At 62.2% G+C, this 20211-nt stretch carries 19 protein-coding genes; 11 read left to right on the top strand and 8 right to left on the bottom strand.

The genetic code is table 11. The features are described from left to right. Positions 1-109: 109 nt before the first annotated feature. From rho to BT179_RS05620, 3 genes are all read right to left on the bottom strand, one after another. Positions 110-1369, bottom strand: coding sequence for a transcription termination factor Rho (gene rho, locus BT179_RS05630; protein WP_003206716.1), 1260 nt, complete (start codon positions 1367-1369; stop codon positions 110-112). A 239-nt stretch (positions 1370-1608) separates the two neighbouring features. Beyond that, complete coding sequence (trxA, locus tag BT179_RS05625) at positions 1609-1938, bottom strand: thioredoxin TrxA (RefSeq protein WP_072390882.1); 330 nt, start codon at positions 1936-1938, stop codon at positions 1609-1611. Between the two features lie 121 nt (positions 1939-2059). Further along, a complete protein-coding gene (locus BT179_RS05620) occupies positions 2060-2767 on the bottom strand; it encodes a FadR/GntR family transcriptional regulator (protein ID WP_072390485.1) in 708 nt (235 codons plus the stop codon). A 255-nt stretch (positions 2768-3022) separates the two neighbouring features. On the opposite strand from BT179_RS05620, the gene BT179_RS05615 reads away from it, so the two are divergent. From BT179_RS05615 to ppx, 5 genes are all read left to right on the top strand, one after another. After that, positions 3023-3808 (top strand): transporter substrate-binding domain-containing protein, encoded by a 786-nt coding sequence (locus BT179_RS05615; protein WP_072430930.1) that lies wholly within the window; start codon positions 3023-3025, stop codon positions 3806-3808. Between the two features lie 21 nt (positions 3809-3829). Beyond that, positions 3830-4510 carry an amino acid ABC transporter permease gene (locus tag BT179_RS05610; RefSeq protein ID WP_072430931.1) on the top strand — a complete coding sequence of 227 codons (681 nt, stop codon included), beginning with the start codon at positions 3830-3832 and terminating at the stop codon, positions 4508-4510. Then, the gene (locus BT179_RS05605) at positions 4507-5157 is read left to right on the top strand and encodes an amino acid ABC transporter permease (protein WP_072390494.1); all 651 of its coding nucleotides are present in this window, start codon (positions 4507-4509) and stop codon (positions 5155-5157) included. Before BT179_RS05610 ends, BT179_RS05605 begins: the two co-directional genes overlap by 4 nt. Continuing rightward, on the top strand, positions 5144-5881 hold the full coding sequence (locus BT179_RS05600; protein ID WP_072430932.1) for an amino acid ABC transporter ATP-binding protein: 738 nt from the start codon (positions 5144-5146) through the stop codon (positions 5879-5881). The genes BT179_RS05605 and BT179_RS05600 overlap by 14 nt, the downstream gene beginning before the upstream one ends. A 199-nt stretch (positions 5882-6080) precedes the next feature. Continuing rightward, positions 6081-7583, top strand: coding sequence for an exopolyphosphatase (gene ppx, locus BT179_RS05595; RefSeq protein WP_072390500.1), 1503 nt, complete (start codon positions 6081-6083; stop codon positions 7581-7583). A 222-nt stretch (positions 7584-7805) separates the two neighbouring features. Here the strand turns inward: ppx and ppk1 are convergent, their stop codons facing one another. Both ppk1 and hemB read right to left on the bottom strand, forming a co-directional pair. Beyond that, complete coding sequence (gene ppk1 / locus BT179_RS05590) at positions 7806-10028, bottom strand: polyphosphate kinase 1 (protein WP_072390503.1); 2223 nt, start codon at positions 10026-10028, stop codon at positions 7806-7808. Positions 10029-10045: 17 nt separating this feature from the next. Further along, a complete protein-coding gene (hemB, locus tag BT179_RS05585; protein WP_072390506.1) occupies positions 10046-11059 on the bottom strand; it encodes a porphobilinogen synthase in 1014 nt (337 codons plus the stop codon). A gap of 357 nt (positions 11060-11416) precedes the next feature. Between hemB and BT179_RS05580 the strand changes: the two genes are divergently transcribed. Further along, entirely contained in the window at positions 11417-12040 is a 624-nt protein-coding gene (locus tag BT179_RS05580) for a DedA family protein (RefSeq protein WP_072390509.1), read from the top strand. Here the strand turns inward: BT179_RS05580 and BT179_RS05575 are convergent. Continuing rightward, on the bottom strand, positions 12021-13256 hold the full coding sequence (locus tag BT179_RS05575) for a sterol desaturase family protein (protein ID WP_072390511.1): 1236 nt from the start codon (positions 13254-13256) through the stop codon (positions 12021-12023). The two genes, BT179_RS05580 and BT179_RS05575, sit on opposite strands and share 20 nt — an antisense overlap. A gap of 123 nt (positions 13257-13379) precedes the next feature. Between BT179_RS05575 and elbB the strand changes: the two genes are divergently transcribed. Continuing rightward, the gene (gene elbB / locus BT179_RS05570; RefSeq protein WP_072430933.1) at positions 13380-14048 is read left to right on the top strand and encodes an isoprenoid biosynthesis glyoxalase ElbB; all 669 of its coding nucleotides are present in this window, start codon (positions 13380-13382) and stop codon (positions 14046-14048) included. 55 nt (positions 14049-14103) lie between these two features. Here the strand turns inward: elbB and BT179_RS05565 are convergent, their stop codons facing one another. Beyond that, the gene (locus BT179_RS05565; RefSeq protein WP_072430934.1) at positions 14104-16002 is read right to left on the bottom strand and encodes a cytochrome c/FTR1 family iron permease; all 1899 of its coding nucleotides are present in this window, start codon (positions 16000-16002) and stop codon (positions 14104-14106) included. A 314-nt stretch (positions 16003-16316) separates the two neighbouring features. Here BT179_RS05565 and BT179_RS05560 point away from each other — a divergent pair, with 314 nt between their 5' ends. The 4 genes from BT179_RS05560 (at position 16317) to BT179_RS05545 (ending at position 19500) form a co-directional block, all read left to right on the top strand. Continuing rightward, positions 16317-17711 carry a COG3014 family protein gene (locus BT179_RS05560; RefSeq protein ID WP_072390520.1) on the top strand — a complete coding sequence of 465 codons (1395 nt, stop codon included), beginning with the start codon at positions 16317-16319 and terminating at the stop codon, positions 17709-17711. Positions 17712-17729: 18 nt separating this feature from the next. Next, positions 17730-18101, top strand: coding sequence for a YcfL family putative periplasmic lipoprotein (locus BT179_RS05555; RefSeq protein ID WP_003206754.1), 372 nt, complete (start codon positions 17730-17732; stop codon positions 18099-18101). A 64-nt stretch (positions 18102-18165) separates the two neighbouring features. Next, the gene (gene lpoB, locus BT179_RS05550; protein WP_072430935.1) at positions 18166-18753 is read left to right on the top strand and encodes a penicillin-binding protein activator LpoB; all 588 of its coding nucleotides are present in this window, start codon (positions 18166-18168) and stop codon (positions 18751-18753) included. A 3-nt stretch (positions 18754-18756) separates the two neighbouring features. Next, a complete protein-coding gene (locus BT179_RS05545) occupies positions 18757-19500 on the top strand; it encodes a hypothetical protein (protein ID WP_053148498.1) in 744 nt (247 codons plus the stop codon). A 59-nt stretch (positions 19501-19559) separates the two neighbouring features. On the opposite strand, the gene rhtB is transcribed toward BT179_RS05545, so the two are convergent. Continuing rightward, positions 19560-20192, bottom strand: a complete 633-nt coding sequence (gene rhtB, locus BT179_RS05540) for a homoserine/homoserine lactone efflux protein (RefSeq protein ID WP_072390528.1) — start codon at positions 20190-20192, stop codon at positions 19560-19562. Between the last annotated feature and the right edge of the window lie 19 nt (positions 20193-20211).

Raw genomic sequence — 20211 nt, 5'->3', positions numbered from 1 at the left:
TGGCCGTGGCGTTCGGGGGCCCGAGTTTAACGCCGCCCGTTCGGAATAGTGAATGCACAGATAGCAAAAAGCCGGGTTTCCCCGGCTTCTACTGCCTGTCCTGCCCGATTTACTTGCGTTTCATCGACAGGAAGAACTCATCGTTGGTCTTGGTGGTTTTCAGCTTGTCCACCAGGAACTCGATCGCTGCCACTTCATCCATCGGATGCAGCAGCTTGCGCAGGATCCACATGCGCTGCAGCTCGTCGTCGGCCGTCAGCAACTCTTCGCGGCGGGTGCCGGAACGGTTGATGTTGATGGCCGGGAAGACACGCTTCTCGGCGATACGACGGTCCAGGGGCAGCTCCATGTTGCCGGTACCCTTGAACTCCTCGTAGATCACTTCGTCCATCTTCGAGCCGGTTTCAACCAGCGCGGTGGCGATGATGGTCAGCGAGCCGCCTTCCTCGATGTTCCGTGCGGCACCGAAGAAGCGCTTGGGCTTTTCCAGGGCGTGGGCATCGACACCACCGGTCAGCACCTTGCCGGAGCTCGGGATCACGGTGTTGTAGGCACGGGCCAGGCGGGTGATGGAGTCCAGCAGGATCACCACGTCCTTCTTGTGTTCGACCAGGCGCTTGGCCTTCTCGATCACCATTTCGGCTACCTGCACGTGGCGGGTCGGCGGCTCGTCGAAGGTCGAGGCGACCACTTCGCCGCGCACGGTGCGCTGCATCTCGGTCACTTCTTCAGGACGCTCGTCGATCAGCAGCACGATCAGATGAACTTCAGGATTGTTACGGGCGATGTTGGCCGCGATGTTCTGCAGCATGATCGTCTTGCCCGCTTTCGGCGGCGCCACGATCAGGCCACGCTGGCCCTTGCCGATAGGGGCGCACAGGTCGATGACACGACCGGTGAGGTCTTCGGTGGAGCCGTTGCCGGCCTCCATCTTCATGCGCACCGTCGGGAACAGCGGGGTCAGGTTTTCGAACAGGATCTTGTTCTTCGCGTTTTCCGGACGATCGAAGTTGATCGTGTCGACCTTGAGCAGTGCGAAGTAACGCTCGCCTTCCTTGGGAGGGCGAATCTTGCCAACGATGGTGTCGCCGGTGCGCAAGTTGAAGCGACGGATCTGGCTCGGCGAGACGTAGATATCGTCCGGGCCGGCAAGGTAGGAAGCGTCCGCGGAACGGAGAAAGCCGAAGCCGTCCTGGAGAATCTCCAGCACGCCATCACCGGAGATTTCCTCGCCGCTCTTCGCGTGCTTCTTGAGCAGGGAGAAAATCACGTCCTGCTTGCGCGAACGGGCCATATTTTCTATGCCCATCTGTTCGGCCAATTCGAGCAGTTCGGTAATCGGCTTTTGCTTGAGTTCAGTCAGATTCATATAGGAATGACGTAATCATTTATGGAGGGGAAATTAAGCTTTTGGCTTAATGAGGCCGCGCCGCGGAGAAGGCGACAGGATCGCGTACTTATTCGAAAGGAGAGCGTCGGCGACGGCTTGCAGGGGGCACTGGAGAAACCAGTGCGGGGCCGAATGTAACACCTGGATTTACGAGCGTCTAGCCCCGGGGAACGAAAAAGCCCCGCGATTGGCGGGGCTTTTACAACGGCATTCAGCGCTTAGAGGTTGGCGTCGATGAAAGCCGCCAATTGCGACTTCGACAGTGCGCCGACCTTGGTGGCCTCGACGTTGCCGTTCTTGAACAGCATCAGGGTCGGGATACCACGCACGCCGTGCTTGGCCGGAGTTTCCTGGTTTTCATCGATGTTCAGCTTGGCAACGGTCAGCTTGTCCTTGTAGGTCTCGGCAATTTCGTCCAGGACCGGCGCGATCATCTTGCACGGACCGCACCACTCAGCCCAATAGTCGACCAGCACTGCGCCTTCGGCCTTGAGTACATCAGCTTCGAAGCTAGCGTCGCTAACGTGTTTGATCAGATCGCTGCTCATGGAAATCTCCGGGGTCATCAGCAAAAAAACGTGGCCCATCATAACGGCCCTTCCCGGGTTCAGGAAGCCGCAGTTGATTGAGTCTCGCTATGACGAGGCATGCAACCGTGTATCGCCCGGCTCACGAAGCGGCGGGTGCCACAAAGGCGATTCCAGTGCGCAGCGCAGCGTTACGTACATGTTCCTGCATGGCTTTTTGCGCGGGGCCCGATGCACGGCGGGCCAGGGCGCGCAGGATCTTGCGATGCTCCTGCCAGGTTTCCATCGCCCGCTCGGCCCGGATGAACGGTAGCTTCTGGCTCTCCAGGAAGATCTCGGCGCTGGCGGTAAGGATGCTCAGCATCGCCTGGTTGCCGCTGGCCAGCAGGATTCGTCGATGGAACTCGAAATCCAGCCGCGCCGCCGCGTCGAAATGCCCGGACTTCAATTCGCGGCGCATGGCCTCCACATTGTCCTCCAGCACATCGAGCTCGCCAGGGGTCAGCGTCACCGCCGCTATCCCGGCCGCGAAGCCTTCCAGTGCATAACGCAACTGGAAGATATCCATGGGCGAAGCCTGGGCCGCGAACGGCCAGCCCGGCGTCGACTCGTTGCGCGAAACCTCCACCAGCGATTGCACGAACACCCCTTTGCCCGGTTGCACGCTGATCATGCCCAGGGCGCTCAGTGATGAAAGTGCCTCGCGCAGCGACGCCCGGCTCACTCCCAGCTGCATGGCCAGGTCGCGCTGCGACGGCAGCGCATCGCCCGGCCCGATGCCCTGTTCGGCAATCAGTTTGCGGATGGCTTGCAACGCCACTTCAGGAACGGCGCGAGAGATGGAATTCATGTTTTTTTTCGACGAACCGGGCCAAGGAGCGGCTAGTTGTAAAACTATTCGTCGTGCCCGGCAAGTCGTGCCCCGCCGGGGTTCGGCGGCCAACACCAACGCTCGATAACGGTGCAAAACCCGGCGCAACTGTTCAGACCAGTAAGACCGCGCGCCGCCTGTAAAACCGTGGCTTTGGCACCTCATGAATCGCTTTGGCACGGCCCGTGCTCTGTTGAAACCCAGAAATCACCTCATCGATTCCGGAGACTCGCCATGATCCAGCGTTGCAGCGCCCTGCTCACTGCCCTGTTTGCCAGCCTGATGCTCTGTCAGCTGCCCGCCCACGCTGATGGCCTGGAAGACGTGGTCAAGCGCGGCACCCTCAAAGTCGCGGTTCCCCAGGACTTTCCGCCATTCGGCTCGGTAGGTCCGGACATGAAGCCCCGCGGCCTGGACATCGATACGGCGCAACTGCTGGCCGACCAGCTCAAGGTCAAGCTCGAACTGACGCCGGTCAACAGCACCAACCGCATTCCTTTCCTGACCACCGGCAAGGTCGACCTGGTGATCTCCAGCCTGGGCAAGAACCCGGAACGGGAAAAGGTCATCGACTTCTCCAGCGCCTACGCGCCGTTCTACCTGGCTGTGTTCGGCCCGCCCGAAGCCGCCATCAATGGCCTGGAAGACCTCAAGGGCAAGACCGTCAGCGTCACCCGTGGCGCCATCGAAGACATCGAGCTGTCCAAGGTCGCGCCTGAAGGCACCACCATCAAACGCTTCGAAGACAACAATTCCACCATCGCCGCCTACCTGGCCGGCCAGGTGGACCTGATCGCCAGCGGCAACGTGGTGATGGTCGCCATCAGCGAACGCAATCCCAAGCGTGTCCCGGCGCTGAAAGTGAAACTCAAGGATTCGCCGGTATATGTCGGCGTGAACAAGAACGAACCCGCGCTGCTGGCCAAGGTGAACCAGATCCTGGCCACCGCCAAGACCGACGGCAGCCTGGAGAAGAATTCCCAGACCTGGCTCAAACAGCCGCTGCCGGCCGATCTCTGATCGTCGCTTGAGAGGCTGAGCATGGCTTATCAGTTCGATTTTCTGCCGGTGGTGCAAAACACCGAGCTGCTGCTGCGCGGTGCGCTATTCACCCTGGAACTGACGGCCATCGGCACGCTGCTCGGGGTTGGCCTGGGCATCGTCGGGGCCGTGGTGCGGGCCTGGAACATTCGTCCATTCTCGGCGTTCTTCGGTGTGTACGTGGAATTGATCCGCAACACGCCGTTCCTGGTGCAGTTGTTTTTCATCTTCTTCGGCTTGCCGTCCCTGGGCCTGCAGATTTCCGAATGGCAGGCGGCAGTACTGGCGATGGTGATCAACCTCGGCGCCTACTCCACCGAGATCATCCGCGCCGGTATCCAGGCCATTCCGCGGGGCCAGCTGGAAGCGGCCGCAGCCCTGGCGATGAGCCGCTTCGAAGCCTTCCGCCACGTGGTGCTGCTGCCAGCATTGGGCAAGGTCTGGCCGGCCCTGAGCAGCCAGATCATCATCGTGATGCTCGGCTCGGCGGTCTGTTCGCAGATCGCCACCGAAGAGTTGAGCTTTGCCGCCAACTTCATTCAGTCGCGCAACTTCCGCGCGTTCGAAACCTATGCACTGACTACGCTCATCTACTTGTGCATGGCGCTGTTGATCCGCCAGTTCCTCAACTGGGTGGGCCGCCGCTGCCTGTACAAAAGCAGCACCGGGAGCCGCCCATGAGCGATTTCACTTTCTGGGACGTGGTGCGCAACCTGCTCACCGGCCTGCAATGGACCCTGGCGCTGTCGCTGGTGGCGTTTATCGGCGGCGGCGTGATCGGCTTGCTGGTGATGGTGCTGCGCATCTCCAAAAACGCCCTGCCCCTCAACATCGCCCGCATCTACATCGAGTTGTTCCAGGGCACCCCGCTGCTGATGCAGCTGTTCCTGGTGTTCTTCGGCGTAGCCCTGGCCGGGGTGGAGATTTCTCCCTGGATGGCCGCGGCCATTGCCCTGACGCTGTTCACCAGTGCTTATCTGGCAGAGATCTGGCGCGGCTGTGTCGAGGCCATCCCCAACGGTCAATGGGAAGCGTCCTCGAGCCTGGCACTGAACCGGCTGGAGCAGTTGCGCTACGTGATCCTGCCCCAGGCCCTGCGCATCGCCGTGGCGCCGACCGTGGGTTTCTCGGTGCAAGTGATCAAGGGCACGGCGGTCACCTCGATCATTGGCTTCACCGAACTGACCAAGACCGGCGGCATGCTCGCCAACGCCACGTTCGAGCCCTTCATGGTGTATGGCCTGGTGGCTCTCGGATACTTCCTGCTCTGCTACCCCTTGTCCCTCAGCGCGCGCTACCTGGAAAGGAGACTGCATGCCTCTGCTTAGAATTACCGCCCTGCATAAATACTACGGCGATCATCACGTGCTCAAAGGCATCGACCTGAGCGTCGAGGAAGGCCAGGTGGTGGCGATCATCGGCCGCAGTGGCTCGGGCAAATCCACCTTGCTGCGCACCCTCAATGGCCTGGAATCGATCAACGACGGCGTCATCGAAGTGGACGGCGAGTACCTGGACTCGGCCCGTGCCGACCTGCGCAGCCTGCGCCAGAAAGTCGGGATGGTGTTCCAGCAGTTCAACCTTTTTCCGCACCTGACCGTTGGCGAAAACGTGATGCTCGCCCCACAGGTGGTACAGAAAGTCTCCAAGGCCAAGGCCACCGAACTGGCTCGGCAGATGCTGGATCGGGTCGGGCTCGCCGAGAAATTCGACGCCTTCCCTGAGCGCCTCTCCGGCGGCCAGCAGCAACGGGTCGCGATCGCCCGCGCCCTGGCGATGTCTCCCAAGGTGTTGCTGTGCGACGAGATCACCTCGGCCCTGGACCCGGAACTGGTCAACGAAGTGCTCAGCGTGGTCCGGCAACTGGCCAAGGAAGGCATGACCCTGATCATGGTCACCCACGAAATGCGTTTCGCCCGCGAGGTGGGGGACAAGCTGGTGTTCATGCATCAGGGCAAGGTGCACGAGGTGGGAGATCCCAAGGTGCTGTTCGCCAATCCGCAGACACCGGAGCTGGCCAATTTCATCGGGACGGCCGAGCCTGTGGCCTGAGATTTGCGCTGCCGGCTCTGGCCTCATCGCGAGCAGGCTAGCTCCCACAGGTTCGCGGTTGCCGGCTATTGCGCAGGCGAGACAAAACAGGTGTGGGAGCGAGCCGGCTCGCGATGGACCGCGAAGCGGTCGCCTTTGCGTTGGCGTAAGCGAGCGATCGTGGCAGGATGGCAAGGTTATCGACCGAGACCTTTTGACCATGCCGCCATCCCAAGCCAAGAATCTGTCCCTGATCGCCGCCATAGACCTGGGCTCCAACAGCTTCCACATGGTCGTCGCCAAGGCCCAGAACGGGGAAATCCGCATTCTTGAGCGGCTCGGCGAGAAGGTCCAGCTGGCCGCCGGCATCGACGAAGAACGCAAGCTGAGCGAAGAATCCATCCAGCGCGGGCTCGATTGCCTCAAGCGGTTTGCCCAACTGATCAACGGCATGCCCTTGGGCGCGGTGCGGATCGTGGGCACCAACGCCCTGCGCGAGGCGCGCAATCGCGGCGAGTTCATCCGCCGTGCCGAAGAGATCCTCGGCCATCCGGTGGAAGTCATTTCCGGGCGTGAAGAAGCCCGCCTGATCTACCTCGGCGTGTCCCATACCCTGGCCGACACCCCTGGCAAGCGACTGGTGGCGGACATTGGCGGCGGCAGTACCGAATTCATCATCGGCCAACGCTTCGAGCCGCTGCTGCGCGAAAGCCTGCAGATGGGGTGCGTCAGCTACACCCAGCGTTATTTCCGTGACGGCAAGATCACCCCGGCCCGCTACGCCCAGGCCTACACGGCGGCGCGCCTGGAAATCATGAGCATCGAACACGCCCTGCACCGCCTGACCTGGGACGAAGCCATCGGCTCCTCGGGCACCATCCGCGCCATCGGCCTGGCGCTCAAGGCCGGCGGCCATGGCAACGGTGAAGTGAACGCCGAGGGCCTGGCCTGGCTCAAGCGCAGGCTGTTCAAGCTGGGCGAGTCGGACAAGATCGACTTCGAGGGCATCAAGCCCGACCGCCGAGCGATCTTCCCGGCAGGCCTGGCGATTCTCGAAGCGATCTTCGATGCCCTCGAATTGCAGCGCATGGACCACTGTGAAGGTGCCCTGCGCGAAGGCGTGCTCTATGACCTGCTGGGCCGCCACCATCACGAGGACGTCCGCGAGCGCACCCTGGGCTCGCTCATGGAGCGTTACCACGTCGATCAGGAACAGGCCGTGCGGGTCGAGCGCAAGGCACTGCACGCCTTCGACCAGGTGGCCGACGACTGGAACCTGGGCGATGGCATCTGGCGCGAGCTGCTCAGCTGGGCCGCCAAGGTCCACGAAGTGGGGCTGGACATCGCGCATTACCATTACCACAAGCACGGCGCCTACCTGATCGAGCATTCCGACCTGTCGGGCTTCTCCCGGGAAGACCAGCAGATGCTCGCCCTGCTGGTGCGCGGCCATCGGCGAAATATCCCCAAGGACAAGTTCGCCGAATTCGGCGACGACGGCATCAAGCTGATTCGCCTGTGCGTGCTGTTGCGTTTCGCGATCCTGTTCCACCACATCCGCGGCACCCAGGAAATGCCCCAGGTCGCCCTGCGCGCCGATGGCGATCAACTGGATGTGATGTTCCCCGACGGCTGGCTGGAAGAAAACCAACTGACCCAGGCCGACTTCGCCCAGGAAGCCGAGTGGCTGACCCGGGTCGGGATCGTGCTGAACATTCACTGAGCCCCGCCACAACACAGATCCATTGTGGCGAGGGGATTTAGCGAAACGTCGCACCGCCCCGCCGGGCCGCGAAGCGGCCCCAGAGAGTTGGAAGGTAATCAACCTGACACAACGGGCTGGCAGGTTTCAGGGCTGCTTCGCAGCCCAGCGGGGTGGGGCGACGTTTCGCTGAATCCTTCGCCACAGATACCCTTTAACCATCAGAACCGCATCACCCCAACCTTAACGAACCGCCAGCACCGGGCTGCTCAAGCGCTCCAGCAATGTCGCCTGGGCGCTGCGCGGGTTCTGGTTGCCGGTCGGCGTGTTGCGGATGTACCGGCCATCCGATTGCAGGATCCAGCTGTGGGTATTGTCGGTGAGATAGCTTTCCAGCTCTTTCTTCACTCGCAGGATCAGTTTCTTGCCTTCCACCGGGAAGCAGGTCTCGACGCGCTTGTCGAGGTTGCGCTCCATCCAGTCGGCGCTGGACAGGAACATCTGTTCCTCGCCGCCGTTGAGGAAGTAGAACACCCGCGTGTGTTCCAGGAAGCGGCCGATGATCGAACGCACATGGATGTTATGGGAAACCCCCGGAATACCCGGTCGCAGGCAGCACATGCCACGCACCACCAGGTCGATGCGCACGCCTGACTGGCTGGCCTTGTACAGCGCACGGATGATTTTCGGATCGGTCAGCGAGTTGAACTTGGCGATGATATGCGCCGGCTTGCCGTCCAGGGCGAACTGGGTCTCCCGGGCGATCATGTCGAGCATGCCCTTCTTCAGGGTGAACGGCGCATGCAGCAGCTTCTTCATGCGCAGGGTCTTGCCCATGCCGATCAACTGGCTGAACAGCTTGCCCACGTCTTCGCACAAGGCATCGTCGGAGGTCAGCAGGCTGTAGTCGGTATACAGGCGGGCGTTGGCCGCGTGGTAGTTGCCGGTACCCAGGTGGGCGTAACGCACGATCTCACCGGCCTCACGGCGCAGGATAAGCATCATCTTGGCGTGGGTCTTGAAACCCACCACGCCGTAGATCACCACCGCACCGGCCGCTTGCAGACGGCTGGCCAGCTGCAGGTTGGACTCTTCATCGAAACGCGCCCGCAATTCGATCACCGCCGTGACTTCCTTGCCGTTGCGCGCCGCATCCACCAGGGCATCGACGATTTCCGAGTTGGCACCGCTGCGGTACAGAGTCTGGCGCACCGCCAGGACGTGAGGGTCCTTGGCGGCCTGGCGCAGCAGGTCGACCACGGGTGTAAACGACTCGAACGGGTGCAGCAGCAGGATGTCCTGCTTGCTGATCACGCTGAAAATGTTCTCGCTGTTTTGCAACAGCTTCGGAATCTGCGGTGTGAAGGGCGAGTACTGCAGCTCCGGATGACTGTCCAGGCCGGTAATGCTGAACAGCCGGGTCAGGTTGACCGGGCCATTGACCTGATACAGCTCGGTCTCGTGCAGGTTGAACTGTTTGAGCAGGTAGTCGGACAGGTGCTTGGGGCAGGTGTCGGCCACTTCCAGGCGGACGGCATCGCCATAGCGGCGGGAGAACAACTCGCCACGCAGGGCGCGCGCCAGGTCTTCGACGTCCTCGGTGTCCACCGACAGGTCCGCGTTACGCGTCAGGCGGAACTGGTAGCAGCCCTTGACCTTCATGCCCTGGAACAGGTCATCGGCGTGAGCATGGATCATCGAGGACAGGAATACATAATTGTCGCCGGGACCACCGACATCTTCCGGCACGCGGATGATGCGCGGCAGCAGGCGCGGCGCGGGAATGATCGCCAGGCCGGAATCGCGACCGAAGGCGTCGATGCCCTCCAGCTCGACGATGAAGTTCAGGCTCTTGTTGACCAGCAACGGGAACGGGTGCGTCGGGTCGAGGCCGATCGGCGTGATGATCGGGGCGATCTCATCGCGGAAATAACGGCGCACCCAGGTCTTGAGTTTGGTGGTCCAGTAGCGACGACGAATGAAGCGGACCTGATGCTTTTCAAGCTCCGGCAACAGGATGTCGTTGAGGATCGCGTACTGGCGGTCGACATGACCGTGGACCAGCTCGCTGATGCGCGCCAGGGCCTGATGCGGTTGCAGGCCGTCAGCGCCGGCCTGCTCGCGGGCGAAAGTGATCTGCTTCTTCAGGCCGGCCACGCGGATTTCGAAGAACTCGTCCAGGTTGCTGGAGAAGATCAGCAGGAATTTCAGCCGCTCCAGCAAGGGATAGGACTCGTCCAGCGCCTGTTCCAGCACGCGGATGTTGAACTGCAGTTGCGACAGCTCACGATGGATGTACAGGCTGCTGTCATCCAGGTTGGGGATCGCAATCGCCGGGGCCGGGGTCGGAGCCGGCTCGGCGGCGACCGCAGGAACGGGGTCCAGCTCCGGCGGCGTTTCGGCGACCTGCTCGACCACGGGTTGAGCGTCTTTTACGGCAACTTCAGTGAGTCCTTCGGTATTCATCGCAAGTTCCTGGGAGGCTATTTCTGCTCTCGTAGCAATTGGGCGGCGCGCACGGCGAAGTAAGTCAGGATGCCATCAGCCCCTGCGCGCTTGAAAGCGGTCAATGATTCGAGGATCACCCCTTCACTCAGCCAGCCGTTCTGGATGGCGGCCATGTGCATGGCGTATTCGCCGCTGACCTGGTAGACAAAGGTCGGGACTTTGAATTCGTCTTTCACCCGGCAAAGAATGTCGAGGTAAGGCATGCCTGGCTTGACCATGACCATGTCGGCCCCTTCCGACAGGTCGGCGGCCACTTCGTGCAGGGCTTCCTGGCTGTTGGCCGGGTCCATCTGGTAGGAGGCCTTGTTCGCCTTGCCCAGGTTCAGGGCCGAGCCGACCGCATCGCGGAACGGGCCGTAATAGGCGCTGGCGTACTTGGCCGAATAGGCCATGATGCGCACGTTGACGTGACCGGCCACCTCGAGGGCTTCGCGGATCGCCTGGATGCGACCGTCCATCATGTCAGACGGCGCCACCACCTGGGCACCCGCCTCGGCGTGGGACAGCGCCTGCCTGACCAGCGCATCGACGGTGATATCGTTCTGCACGTAACCGTCTTCATCGAGGATGCCGTCCTGCCCGTGGGTGGTGAACGGGTCCAGCGCCACGTCGGTGATCACCCCCAGTTCAGGGAAACGCTCGCGCAAGGCACGGGTCGCGCGCTGGGCGATACCCTCCGGGTTCCAGGCTTCGGCGGCATCCAGGGACTTGAGCCCCGGTGGCGTCACCGGAAACAACGCCAGCGCTGGAATGCCCAGCTCCACCCAGTTGGCGGCCTCTTCCAGCAGCAGGTCGATGGTCAGGCGTTCCACGCCGGGCATCGATGCCACTTCCTCACGGCGGTTCTCCCCATCCAGTACGAACACCGGCAGGATCAGGTCGTTGGTGGTCAGAACGTTTTCACGCACCAACCGACGAGAGAATTCATCACGGCGATTGCGACGCAGGCGGGTGGCAGGGAACAGACGGTTGGCGGGGGTAAAGCTCACGGCAGACTCCTGAGCCCGCGCAGACGGGCGAGCGTGACAGTTATAAGCGGTCATTATGACGAACACATTACAGAAGTGTTGCATTTGAACCACAGGGCTGCTGCGGCGGCTTTACGGGCAGGCCGGTCGCCGTCTCCCGTCATGGCGGACCATGACCGGGCGCAGCACCTTGCCTGGCAACCGGATCCAATCGCCTCAGCAGGAACATTGCGACCCAGGAGCAGCACTTGCGCAACTGTGACCTGTCGTCGCAGTTATTGTCGTTGTAGGAATTGTTCACGTCGAGACACATTTCGATACTTTCCTGAATGTGTCTGAAGGGTTAGGCTGCGCGTTCATTTCGCCAGCACCCAGACAATGCTCCAACAATTTCTCAATGACTTCGGCTACCTGGCCCTGTTCATCGGCACGTTCTTCGAAGGTGAAACCATCCTGGTGCTCGCAGGCTTCCTGGCGTTCCGTGGCTACATGGACATCAACCTGGTGGTCGTCGTGGCGTTCTGCGGCAGCTACGCGGGCGACCAGCTATGGTACTTCCTGGGTCGCAAGCATGGTCGCAAGCTATTGGCGCGCAAGCCCCGCTGGCAATTGATGGGTGATCGTGCCCTGGAGCACATTCGTCGGCATCCGGACATCTGGGTCCTGAGCTTCCGCTTCGTCTACGGGCTGCGTACGGTCATGCCGGTGGCCATCGGCCTCTCGGGCTATCCGCCGGGCCGCTACCTCTTGCTCAACGGCATTGGCGCAGCCATCTGGGCCACGGCGCTGGCCGCCGCCGCTTATCACTTCGGCGCGGTCCTCGAAGGCATGCTGGGCAGCATCAAGAAATATGAACTGTGGGTACTTGGCGCACTGCTGGTGCTGGGCCTGTGCCTGTGGTTGCGACGCCGTATCAAGAATGCACGCCTGGCTCGCAAGACCCTCGAAGCCGAGCGGCTGGAGCAAGCCAGGCCAGGCGAACCTACGACGCCCAACGAGTGAGGCGATGGCGGCAGCAGTAAAGGCCGATGCAGCTGAGCAGGCTGTAGCAGAGCAAGCCGACCCAAGCCACCGGGCTGGCTGGCCATAATCCGACCAAGGGCGCCAGCCACACCAGGGGCAGGTTCGAAGCCAGGCGCAACAGTTCCAGCCGCCGCGCCCACGGCCGATCCTCCAGGGCCACGCCCAACACGAAGATCCCGAACGCAACCGTCCCCCAGCCCAGCACCAGGGCGGCGACCGGCAGGCTGTTCTCCAGGTTCATCAGATAACTGCCCAGCGCTATGTAGACACAGAACTGCAGCGCCACATACCACTGCTGGCGCCTGTCCAGCGGTACGTCGAACTTGCGGAAACGGCTCAGGTCCGGCTTGTTCAGCGGGTACCTGGCCGCGACGTCCGCCGGCCTCCAGCCTGTGGGCATGAACCAGATGCGCAGCTTGTCCCACCCATGCTCTGCCCGCCGGGCATCCGTCCACAATTGTGCGTAGAACTGCAGGTTGGCCCACAGCGGATTCCAGCTCGCCAGCGGCGTGGTCACGCCAAAGATCACCGGCTCGTTATCGTCTTCTTCCTGGAAGGTGCCGAACAGACGGTCCCAAATAATGAACACCCCTCCGTAGTTGCGATCCATATAGAGAAGGTTCTGCGCATGGTGGGCACGATGATTGGACGGCGTAACGAAGCACCACTCCAGCCAGCCGAGCTTGGGAATGTGCTGGGTATGAACCCAGAACTGATACAGCAGATTCAACGCCGCGACGCTGACGAACACCACCAGCGGCACGCCCAGCACCGCCAGCGGCAAGTAGAAAATCCAACTCAACGCAAAGCCCGTGCTGGTCTGGCGCAAGGCGGTGGAGAGGTTGTAGTCCTCGCTCTGGTGATGCACAGAATGAGCGGCCCAGAGGATATTGCGTTCATGCCCCATGCGGTGCAGCCAGTAGTAGCAGAAATCGTAGAACACGAAGGCCAGCACCCAGACCCAGGTCTGGTCGGCAGGCAACCGCACAATGGCCAGGTGCTCCAGGGCGAAGGCATAGGTCACCAATCCCACGCCCTTGGTCAGCAGACCGGTAGTGGTGGACAGCACGCCGGTGCTCAGGCTGTTGATCGCGTCGGCGACCCGGTAGTGGCTCACGCCACGCCAACGGTCGGCCAGCAGCTCGACGGCTATCAGGACGAAGAAGAACGGCACGGCATACAGAATGAAATTCATGACGCGACCCGGGCACGCGAGGCAAGGAGATAGTCGGCAGATTAGGTGTAGCCGCCCGAGAACCCTATGGCAACGAGTGACAAATTAGTGGACATTTAACGCCATGAATCTGGAGAAAAGCCCATGAGCAAAAAAGTTGCAGTGATCCTTTCCGGCTGTGGCGTGTACGACGGCGCCGAGATCCACGAAAGCGTGATCACCTTGCTGCGCCTTGATCAGCGCGGCGCGCAAGTGCAGTGCTTCGCCCCCAATATCGCCCAGTTGCATGTGATCAATCACCTGACCGGCGAGGAAATGCCCGAAAGCCGCAACGTGCTGGTGGAGTCGGCCCGGATCGCCCGGGGCAACGTGAAGGACCTGCGCGAAGCCAAGGTCGAGGACTTCGATGCCCTGATTATTCCCGGGGGCTTCGGCTCGGCGAAAAACCTGTCCAACTTTGCCGTCGAAGGGGCCGGTTGCACGGTGCAACCGCAAGTCCTGGAGCTGACCGAAGCCTTCGCCGAGGCCGGCAAGCCGGTAGGACTGATCTGCATTTCCCCGGCGCTGGCCGCGAAGATCTACGGCCCCGGCGTAACCTGCACCATCGGCACGGATGTCGACACAGCGGCGGCGGTGACCAAGATGGGGGGCTCCCACGAAGACTGCGCCGTCACCGACATCGTCGAAGACACTGCGCGCAAACTGGTGAGTACCCCGGCCTACATGCTGGCGCAGAACATCAGCGAAGCGGCCTCAGGCATCAATAAACTGGTGGACCGTGTGCTGGAACTGACCCACGAGAACGACATCTGAAACCGCCGCGGGGGCGAGCCGACTCGCTCCCGCAGCGAACCGAACGGGCAGTCCGTCAGGACGCCTGAACCCGCCGCTTCTCCGCCACCCAACTGCGTCCATACAACACGACAATCGCCACGATCGCGATCACCTGGGCCGCCAACGAATAGGCATCGGCGTGAATGCCCAGCCAGTCGAAGTCAAAGAACGCCACCGGACGAGTTCCGAAGATGCCGGCCTCCTGCAGGGCCTTCACGCCATGGCCGGCGAACACCACCGACAAGGCGCACAGCAACGCCGCGTTGATGCTGAAGAACAGCGCCAGCGGCAAGCGCGCCGAACCGCGCAGGATCACCCAGGCCAGCCCCACCAGTAGTACCAGAGCCGTCGCGCCACCCGCCAGCACGGCGTCATGCCCGGCAGGGCCAGCCTGCAGCCACAGGGTCTCGTAGAACAGGATCACTTCGAACAGCTCGCGATAAACCGAGAAAAACGCCAGGATGGCAAAGCCGAAACGGCCACCACCGCCGACCAGGCTGCTCTTGATGTAGTCCTGCCAGGCCGCGGCGTGACGCCGGTCGTGCATCCACACACCCAGCCACAGCACCATCACGCTGGCGAACAGGGCCGTTGCGCCCTCGAGCAGCTCACGCTGGGCGCCGCTGACGTCGATCACATAGGCAGCCAGGCCCCAGGTCGCCAGGCCGGCCAGCAGCGCCAGCCCCCAACCGACGTTGACGCTGCGAACCGCCGATTGCTGGCCGGTATTGCGCAGGAACGCCAGGATCGCCGCCAGCACCAGGATCGCTTCCAACCCCTCGCGCAACAGGATCAGCAGGCCGGAAATGTAGCTCAGCGACCAGCTCAGGCCATCGCCGCCCAGCAAGCCCGCGGATTCCTCCAGCTTGGCCTTCGCCGCCGCCAGGCGCTGCTCGGCCTGCTCCACCGGCAGGCCGTCCTGCAAGGACTGACGGTAGGCCATCAAGGCTTTTTCCGTATCCTTGCGCACGTTTGCATCCACGTTATCCAGCGAGCTCTCCACCAGCTCGAAACCTTCCAGATAGGCGGCTACCGACAGGTCGTAGGCCTGGTCATGCTCACCGGCACGGTACGCCGCGATGCTTTTATCCAGGGTGGCGGCAGTGTAATCGAGCAATTGCGCCGGGCCGCGCTGGACCTGGGGCGGCTGGGCACGCTGGGCTCGGAAGGTGGCCGCAGCGGCCAGGCCTTGCGTCGCCAGGACTTCGGCCGGCGTCTGGCGAGCCAGGTCGGCGAGATTGAAGGTCTGCTCGCCCTTCGCGGCGGCCGGATCGGCACTGAAGCTGGCGATGTAGGTCGCCAGGTCCCAGCGCTGACGGTCGTCGAGCTGGTCGGCGAATGCCGGCATGTCGGTGCCTTCGACGCCCAGGCCGAGGGTGCTGTAGATGGCATAGAGGCTCAGGTTGTCCAGTCGTTTGCTGTCGCGCAGGTTGGCGGGCGGCGGCTCCAGGCCGACACCGGCAGGGCCATCGCCAGCGCCGCTGTCGCCATGGCAAACCGAGCAGTTCTGAGCGTACAGCGGTGCCCCGCGAGCAGGGTCCGGGGTGATGACCGGGGCTTGGCTGACCTCATAGGCCACCGCCAGCCGGGCCCCCATCTGGCGGGCCATTCGGGCCACCTCGGTGCCATCCTGGCGTTGGCTGATCGCGTTACGCAGGGCGCCGATGCCCTGTGTCAGCTCGGCCTTTTCCGGCTTGGCCGGCAGCGCAACGACCAGCCCCTCCAGCACCTGGATGAATTCCAGTTGTTCACGGTATTCGGACTCGTCGATGACCTTCCCCGCCTCCACCGTCGCCGGGTAATCCGCACCGATGTAATCCAGCAGATGCAGCGCCTGTGGGGCGCCTTCAAGGGTATCGGCCAGCAAATGGGGGCTACACAGGGCCAGCAACGGTAGCGCAAGCCAGCCCAGAAAACGAAGCGGGGCAATCATCAACAATTCTCAGTTGGAAATAAGAAGTAACACATTGTTCACGTCCATAGCCTTCGACTCAAGCGCCGAGATGCTCCGCAGGTGCTTTTTCATCGGATCTTCATGCTTTGGAAGTGATGTCACAAAAATGGCATTTAGGAATTGAAAAGCCATTACATAGCCAACCGCCATGTTTATAATCCCGCCGCCTTCTCGATGTCCGAGGCAAAAAAAAGCTCCTCCGAATGCGAGGAACCGACAGCGTTCCGACGCATGTCCGTGGATCGCCCCAGCCCGACCCGCACACCTGGCTGATACCTCAGGGAAGAATGTTCATGGCCTCCCGTGCCGTTTTCTCGGTCGCTCTCGGTGCGATCACCTTGCTGTCCGGCTGTTCGGTTTTCCGTAATTACGACAGCGAACTGGCCCAGACCAACCAACAGCTCGCCTCCGGCAACGTCGATGCGGCCCTGACCCTGCTGGAAAAGAACAACAGCAAGGACAAGGACCTGCTGTACTACTTCGAAAAAGGGGAGCTGCTGCGGGCCAAGGGCGATCTGTCCGGCAGCCAGACGGCCTGGACCAGCGCGGACCAGCAGGTCGGCCAGTGGGAAGACGCGGTCAAGCTGGACACCGCCAGGTATGCCGCCCAGTTCGGCAGCTTCCTGGTCAACGACAAGGTCCGGCGCTATGAGGGTTATGACTACGAAAAGGTCATGCTGACCACGCAGATGGCCCTGAACCTGCTCGCCGTGAACGACTTCGATGGCGCCCGGACCCAGATCAAGAAAACCCATGAACGCGAAGCGGTGATCGCCGACCTGCGGGACAAGCAGTACCTCAAGCGCGAAGAAGAGGCCGAGCAGCAAGGGGTCAGGACCGAGTACAAGGACCTGCAGGGCTATCCGGTGGCCAGCCTCGACGCGCCGGAAGTGGTCGGCCTCAAGAACAGTTATCAGAGCGCATTCAGCCATTATCTGGCCGGTTTCGTCTATGAGGCCCTGGGCGAGAAAAACCTGGCCGCACCGGGTTATCGCAAGGCCGCCGAGCTGCGTCCCAATACCCCGCTGCTGGAACAGGCACTGCTCAACCTCGACAAGCCTGCCGCAAAGAACGATGACAGCGACGTCCTGATCGTGGTGCAGAGCGGCCTGGCGCCGTCCCGTGATTCGATCCGCATCCCCCTGCCCCTGCCCATCAGCGGCAATGTCGTCATCACGCCATTGTCGTTCCCGGTGATCAAGCCCGACACCTCCACCGCCACCTTCGCCCAGATCGGCGTCGATGGCCGCCAGTTGGACCTGACCCAGCTCAACAGCACCACCGCCATGTCCCGCCGCGCCCTGCGCGATGACATGCCGGGCATCATCCTGCGCACCACCGTGCGCGCCATCACCCGTGGCGTAGCGCAGAAACAGATCAACGAAACCAACCCACTGGCCGGCCTGGCCGTAGGCCTCACCTCGGCCGTGCTCGAAGGCGCAGACACCCGGACCTGGCGCACCCTGCCGGACTACACCCAAGTGGTACGCCTGCGCCTCAAGAAAGGCGAGCACGAAGTCACCCTGCCCAACGCCACAGGCGGCTCGGTGGTCAAGGTGATGGTCGACCAGCGTTACCAGGTGGTCAGCCTGCGGGCCGTGGGCAATCAGGTCTTCGCCGGTGGCCTGGCCGCCCGGGTGATCCCGAGCGCCAACCCGACCGCCATCGCCAGCCTCAAGCAACCTTAAGAACGGAGTCTTGCTCACATGCGTTTAAAACTGATCGCCGTCGGCGCCCTGGCCTTGCTGGCCGGTTGCGCCACCCCGCCGCCACCGGAACCGGGCAGCGCTGCCAGCAAGGTCGTGGCCATGGGCAAAACCAAGAACATCGTGGTGGGCGCCATGCGCGTGGCACGGGAAAACGGCTACATGACCGTCAATGTGCAACTGAGCAATACCAGCTACAACAACAAGACTATGTACTACCGCTTCGCCTGGCTGGGACCTGAGGGTTTCCCTATCGCCGAGGAAGAAACCTGGAAAAGCCTGACGCTCTATGGCGAACAGACCAGCTTCCTGCCGGCCATCGCTCCGACACCAAAGGCCGTGGATTTCCGGTTGGAAATCAATACCCCTTAAAGACGCTCCCACAAAAAACGCCCGAGTGACGCGTTATCCCTTTTTCAGCTTTCGAGAGCCCTACATGTTCGTACGCATTTCATCCCTCGCCCTCGCCGCCCTGCTGGTCAGCGGTTGCGCCAATAACTCCCCGGTGCTGGGCAACAAGAACATCACCTACGGTGACACCAAGGCCGTGGAAACCGTGACCAACGAGTTCGGCTCCACCGACCTGCAGATGATCGCCGAGTCCATGACCCGCTCCCTGGCCCAGTCCGGAGTCCTGCAGGGTCGCCCTGTGGTCCAGGTCTATGACGTGAAGAACAAGACCAGCGAGTACATCGACACCCGCGAAATCACCACCAGCATCAAGACCCAGCTGATGAAGACCGGCGCGGCGCGTTTCGCCAGCGACAACAACGCCATGGACAGCCAGGTCGACCAGCTCAAGCTGCAGAACCAGAGCGGCCTGTACAAGAAGAGCACCGTGGCCAAGACCGGCAACATGATCGCCGCCAAGTACCGTCTCGAAGGTTCCATCAGCTCCATCGTCAAGCGCAGCAGCGACTACAAGGACGTCTTCTACAAATTCAGCCTGCAACTGATCGACGTCGAAAGCGGTCTGGCCGAGTGGATGGACGAGAAAGAAATCCGCAAGACCACGGAGCGCTAAGCCATGCGCACATGGATAGGCATCATGGCCCTGGCCTGTGCGTTCGGCGCGCAGGCGGCCCCGAAAGTCGCCGTCACCGACCTGGCGTACCAGGAGCGGGTGGAGGAATACATCCACACGGTGTCGGCCCAGAGCAACTTCCAGGCGGGCGCCTACAGCGCCAGCGCATCGTCGAGCTACGACGAGATGGAAGCCACCAGCAGCTACATCGAGCAGGGCGAACTGCGCAAATTCACCGGCGACATCAAGGGTGAGATCCTGCGCAGCGGGATGTTCCAGCTGGTGCAGGGCACGCCCTACACCGCGTCGTCCAAGGGCGATGTCTATGACGTGATCAAGCGCATCAAGGCCGGCCATTTCAAGGGCGCCGACTACGTGCTCTTCGGCACCGTGTCGGACATCGACTTCACCCGCGACGTCAACGAACTGGCCAACACCGACAGCTACTCGGCGGTGCTCGCCCTGACCCTGGTGGCCGACTTCAGCCTGATCAACACCAGGACCTTCGAGATCACCTCGGCGTTCACCGCCATGGGTGAAGGCCAGGACACCAAGCTGTTGAACCACCGGGACGTGCGCATCAGCCTGAATCGCCCACGGGTCGTGCGCGAGGTGTCCAAGGCGCTGGGCGAAGATGTGGCGCGGCAGATGAGCGAACAGCTCGGTGGCCCGAGCTACCAGCAACCCGGCGAGCCGGTGCAGCGCAATAACCTGCCCCGGGATAGCGCGCCGGTGATCCTGCGCTGAAGGTTCAGCGATCCCCTGTGGCGAGGGTATTTATCCCCTCGCCACAGGTTTCGTTCGCTTTACACCGCAGCCTTGCGAATCGTCGCCAGCAAGCCCGCCGCGCCGATGAACAACCCGGCAAAGGTCCGGTTCATCCGCCGTTGCTGCTTGGGCGTACGCAACAGGCGCAAGACCTTCGACGCCAGCCCGGTGTAGCCGGCCATGACGACAAGGTCGACACAGATCATGGTCACGCCCAGGATCAGGTACTGCTTGACCAGGGGTGCGTGGGGGTCGATGAACTGCGGCAGTACCGCCAGCATGAACACCAGGGCCTTGGGGTTGCTGATGTTGACCAGCAAACCGCGGAACACCAGCGCCATGGGTTTGCCGATAGGCCGTACGGCCGCATCGTCACTGATATCGCCAGGAATGGCGCGCCACTGCTTGACGCCCAGGTAAACCAGGTACGCGACGCCAAACCATTTGATGGCATAGAACGCCGTGGCCGACGCGGTGAGGATCGCGCCGACACCCGCGGCGACGATCACGATCTGCAGCGCCAGGCCCAGTTGCAGGCCCAGGGCATTCCAGTAACCGCGCCAGAAACCATATTGCAGGCCGCTGGACATCGATGCGATGGCACCGGCGCCCGGCGACAGGCTGATCACCCAGCAAGCGGCGAAAAACGCCAGCCATGTTTCCAGCAGCATTGCACACCTCGGCCAAGAT

Source organism: Pseudomonas sp. NFACC43, assembly GCF_900119645.1.
Taxonomy (GTDB): domain Bacteria; phylum Pseudomonadota; class Gammaproteobacteria; order Pseudomonadales; family Pseudomonadaceae; genus Aquipseudomonas.
This window is presented reverse-complemented; position numbering and strand designations above follow the sequence as displayed.

Excerpts from the sequence above, each read along its gene's own strand:
- lpoB (WP_072430935.1), top strand. The coding sequence starts at position 18,166 with ATGTTCGTACGCATTTCATCCCTCGCCCTCGCCGCCCTGCTGGTCAGC.
- BT179_RS05605 (WP_072390494.1), top strand. The coding sequence starts at position 4,507 with ATGAGCGATTTCACTTTCTGGGACGTGGTGCGCAACCTGCTCACCGGC.
- BT179_RS05575 (WP_072390511.1), bottom strand. The coding sequence starts at position 13,256 with ATGAATTTCATTCTGTATGCCGTGCCGTTCTTCTTCGTCCTGATAGCC.
- elbB (WP_072430933.1), top strand. The coding sequence starts at position 13,380 with ATGAGCAAAAAAGTTGCAGTGATCCTTTCCGGCTGTGGCGTGTACGAC.
- BT179_RS05580 (WP_072390509.1), top strand. The coding sequence starts at position 11,417 with ATGCTCCAACAATTTCTCAATGACTTCGGCTACCTGGCCCTGTTCATC.
- ppx (WP_072390500.1), top strand. The coding sequence starts at position 6,081 with ATGCCGCCATCCCAAGCCAAGAATCTGTCCCTGATCGCCGCCATAGAC.
- rho (WP_003206716.1), bottom strand. The coding sequence starts at position 1,369 with ATGAATCTGACTGAACTCAAGCAAAAGCCGATTACCGAACTGCTCGAA.
- BT179_RS05615 (WP_072430930.1), top strand. The coding sequence starts at position 3,023 with ATGATCCAGCGTTGCAGCGCCCTGCTCACTGCCCTGTTTGCCAGCCTG.
- BT179_RS05545 (WP_053148498.1), top strand. The coding sequence starts at position 18,757 with ATGCGCACATGGATAGGCATCATGGCCCTGGCCTGTGCGTTCGGCGCG.
- BT179_RS05600 (WP_072430932.1), top strand. The coding sequence starts at position 5,144 with ATGCCTCTGCTTAGAATTACCGCCCTGCATAAATACTACGGCGATCAT.
- trxA (WP_072390882.1), bottom strand. The coding sequence starts at position 1,938 with ATGAGCAGCGATCTGATCAAACACGTTAGCGACGCTAGCTTCGAAGCT.
- BT179_RS05560 (WP_072390520.1), top strand. The coding sequence starts at position 16,317 with ATGGCCTCCCGTGCCGTTTTCTCGGTCGCTCTCGGTGCGATCACCTTG.
- rhtB (WP_072390528.1), bottom strand. The coding sequence starts at position 20,192 with ATGCTGCTGGAAACATGGCTGGCGTTTTTCGCCGCTTGCTGGGTGATC.
- BT179_RS05565 (WP_072430934.1), bottom strand. The coding sequence starts at position 16,002 with ATGATTGCCCCGCTTCGTTTTCTGGGCTGGCTTGCGCTACCGTTGCTG.
- BT179_RS05555 (WP_003206754.1), top strand. The coding sequence starts at position 17,730 with ATGCGTTTAAAACTGATCGCCGTCGGCGCCCTGGCCTTGCTGGCCGGT.
- ppk1 (WP_072390503.1), bottom strand. The coding sequence starts at position 10,028 with ATGAATACCGAAGGACTCACTGAAGTTGCCGTAAAAGACGCTCAACCC.
- BT179_RS05610 (WP_072430931.1), top strand. The coding sequence starts at position 3,830 with ATGGCTTATCAGTTCGATTTTCTGCCGGTGGTGCAAAACACCGAGCTG.
- BT179_RS05620 (WP_072390485.1), bottom strand. The coding sequence starts at position 2,767 with ATGAATTCCATCTCTCGCGCCGTTCCTGAAGTGGCGTTGCAAGCCATC.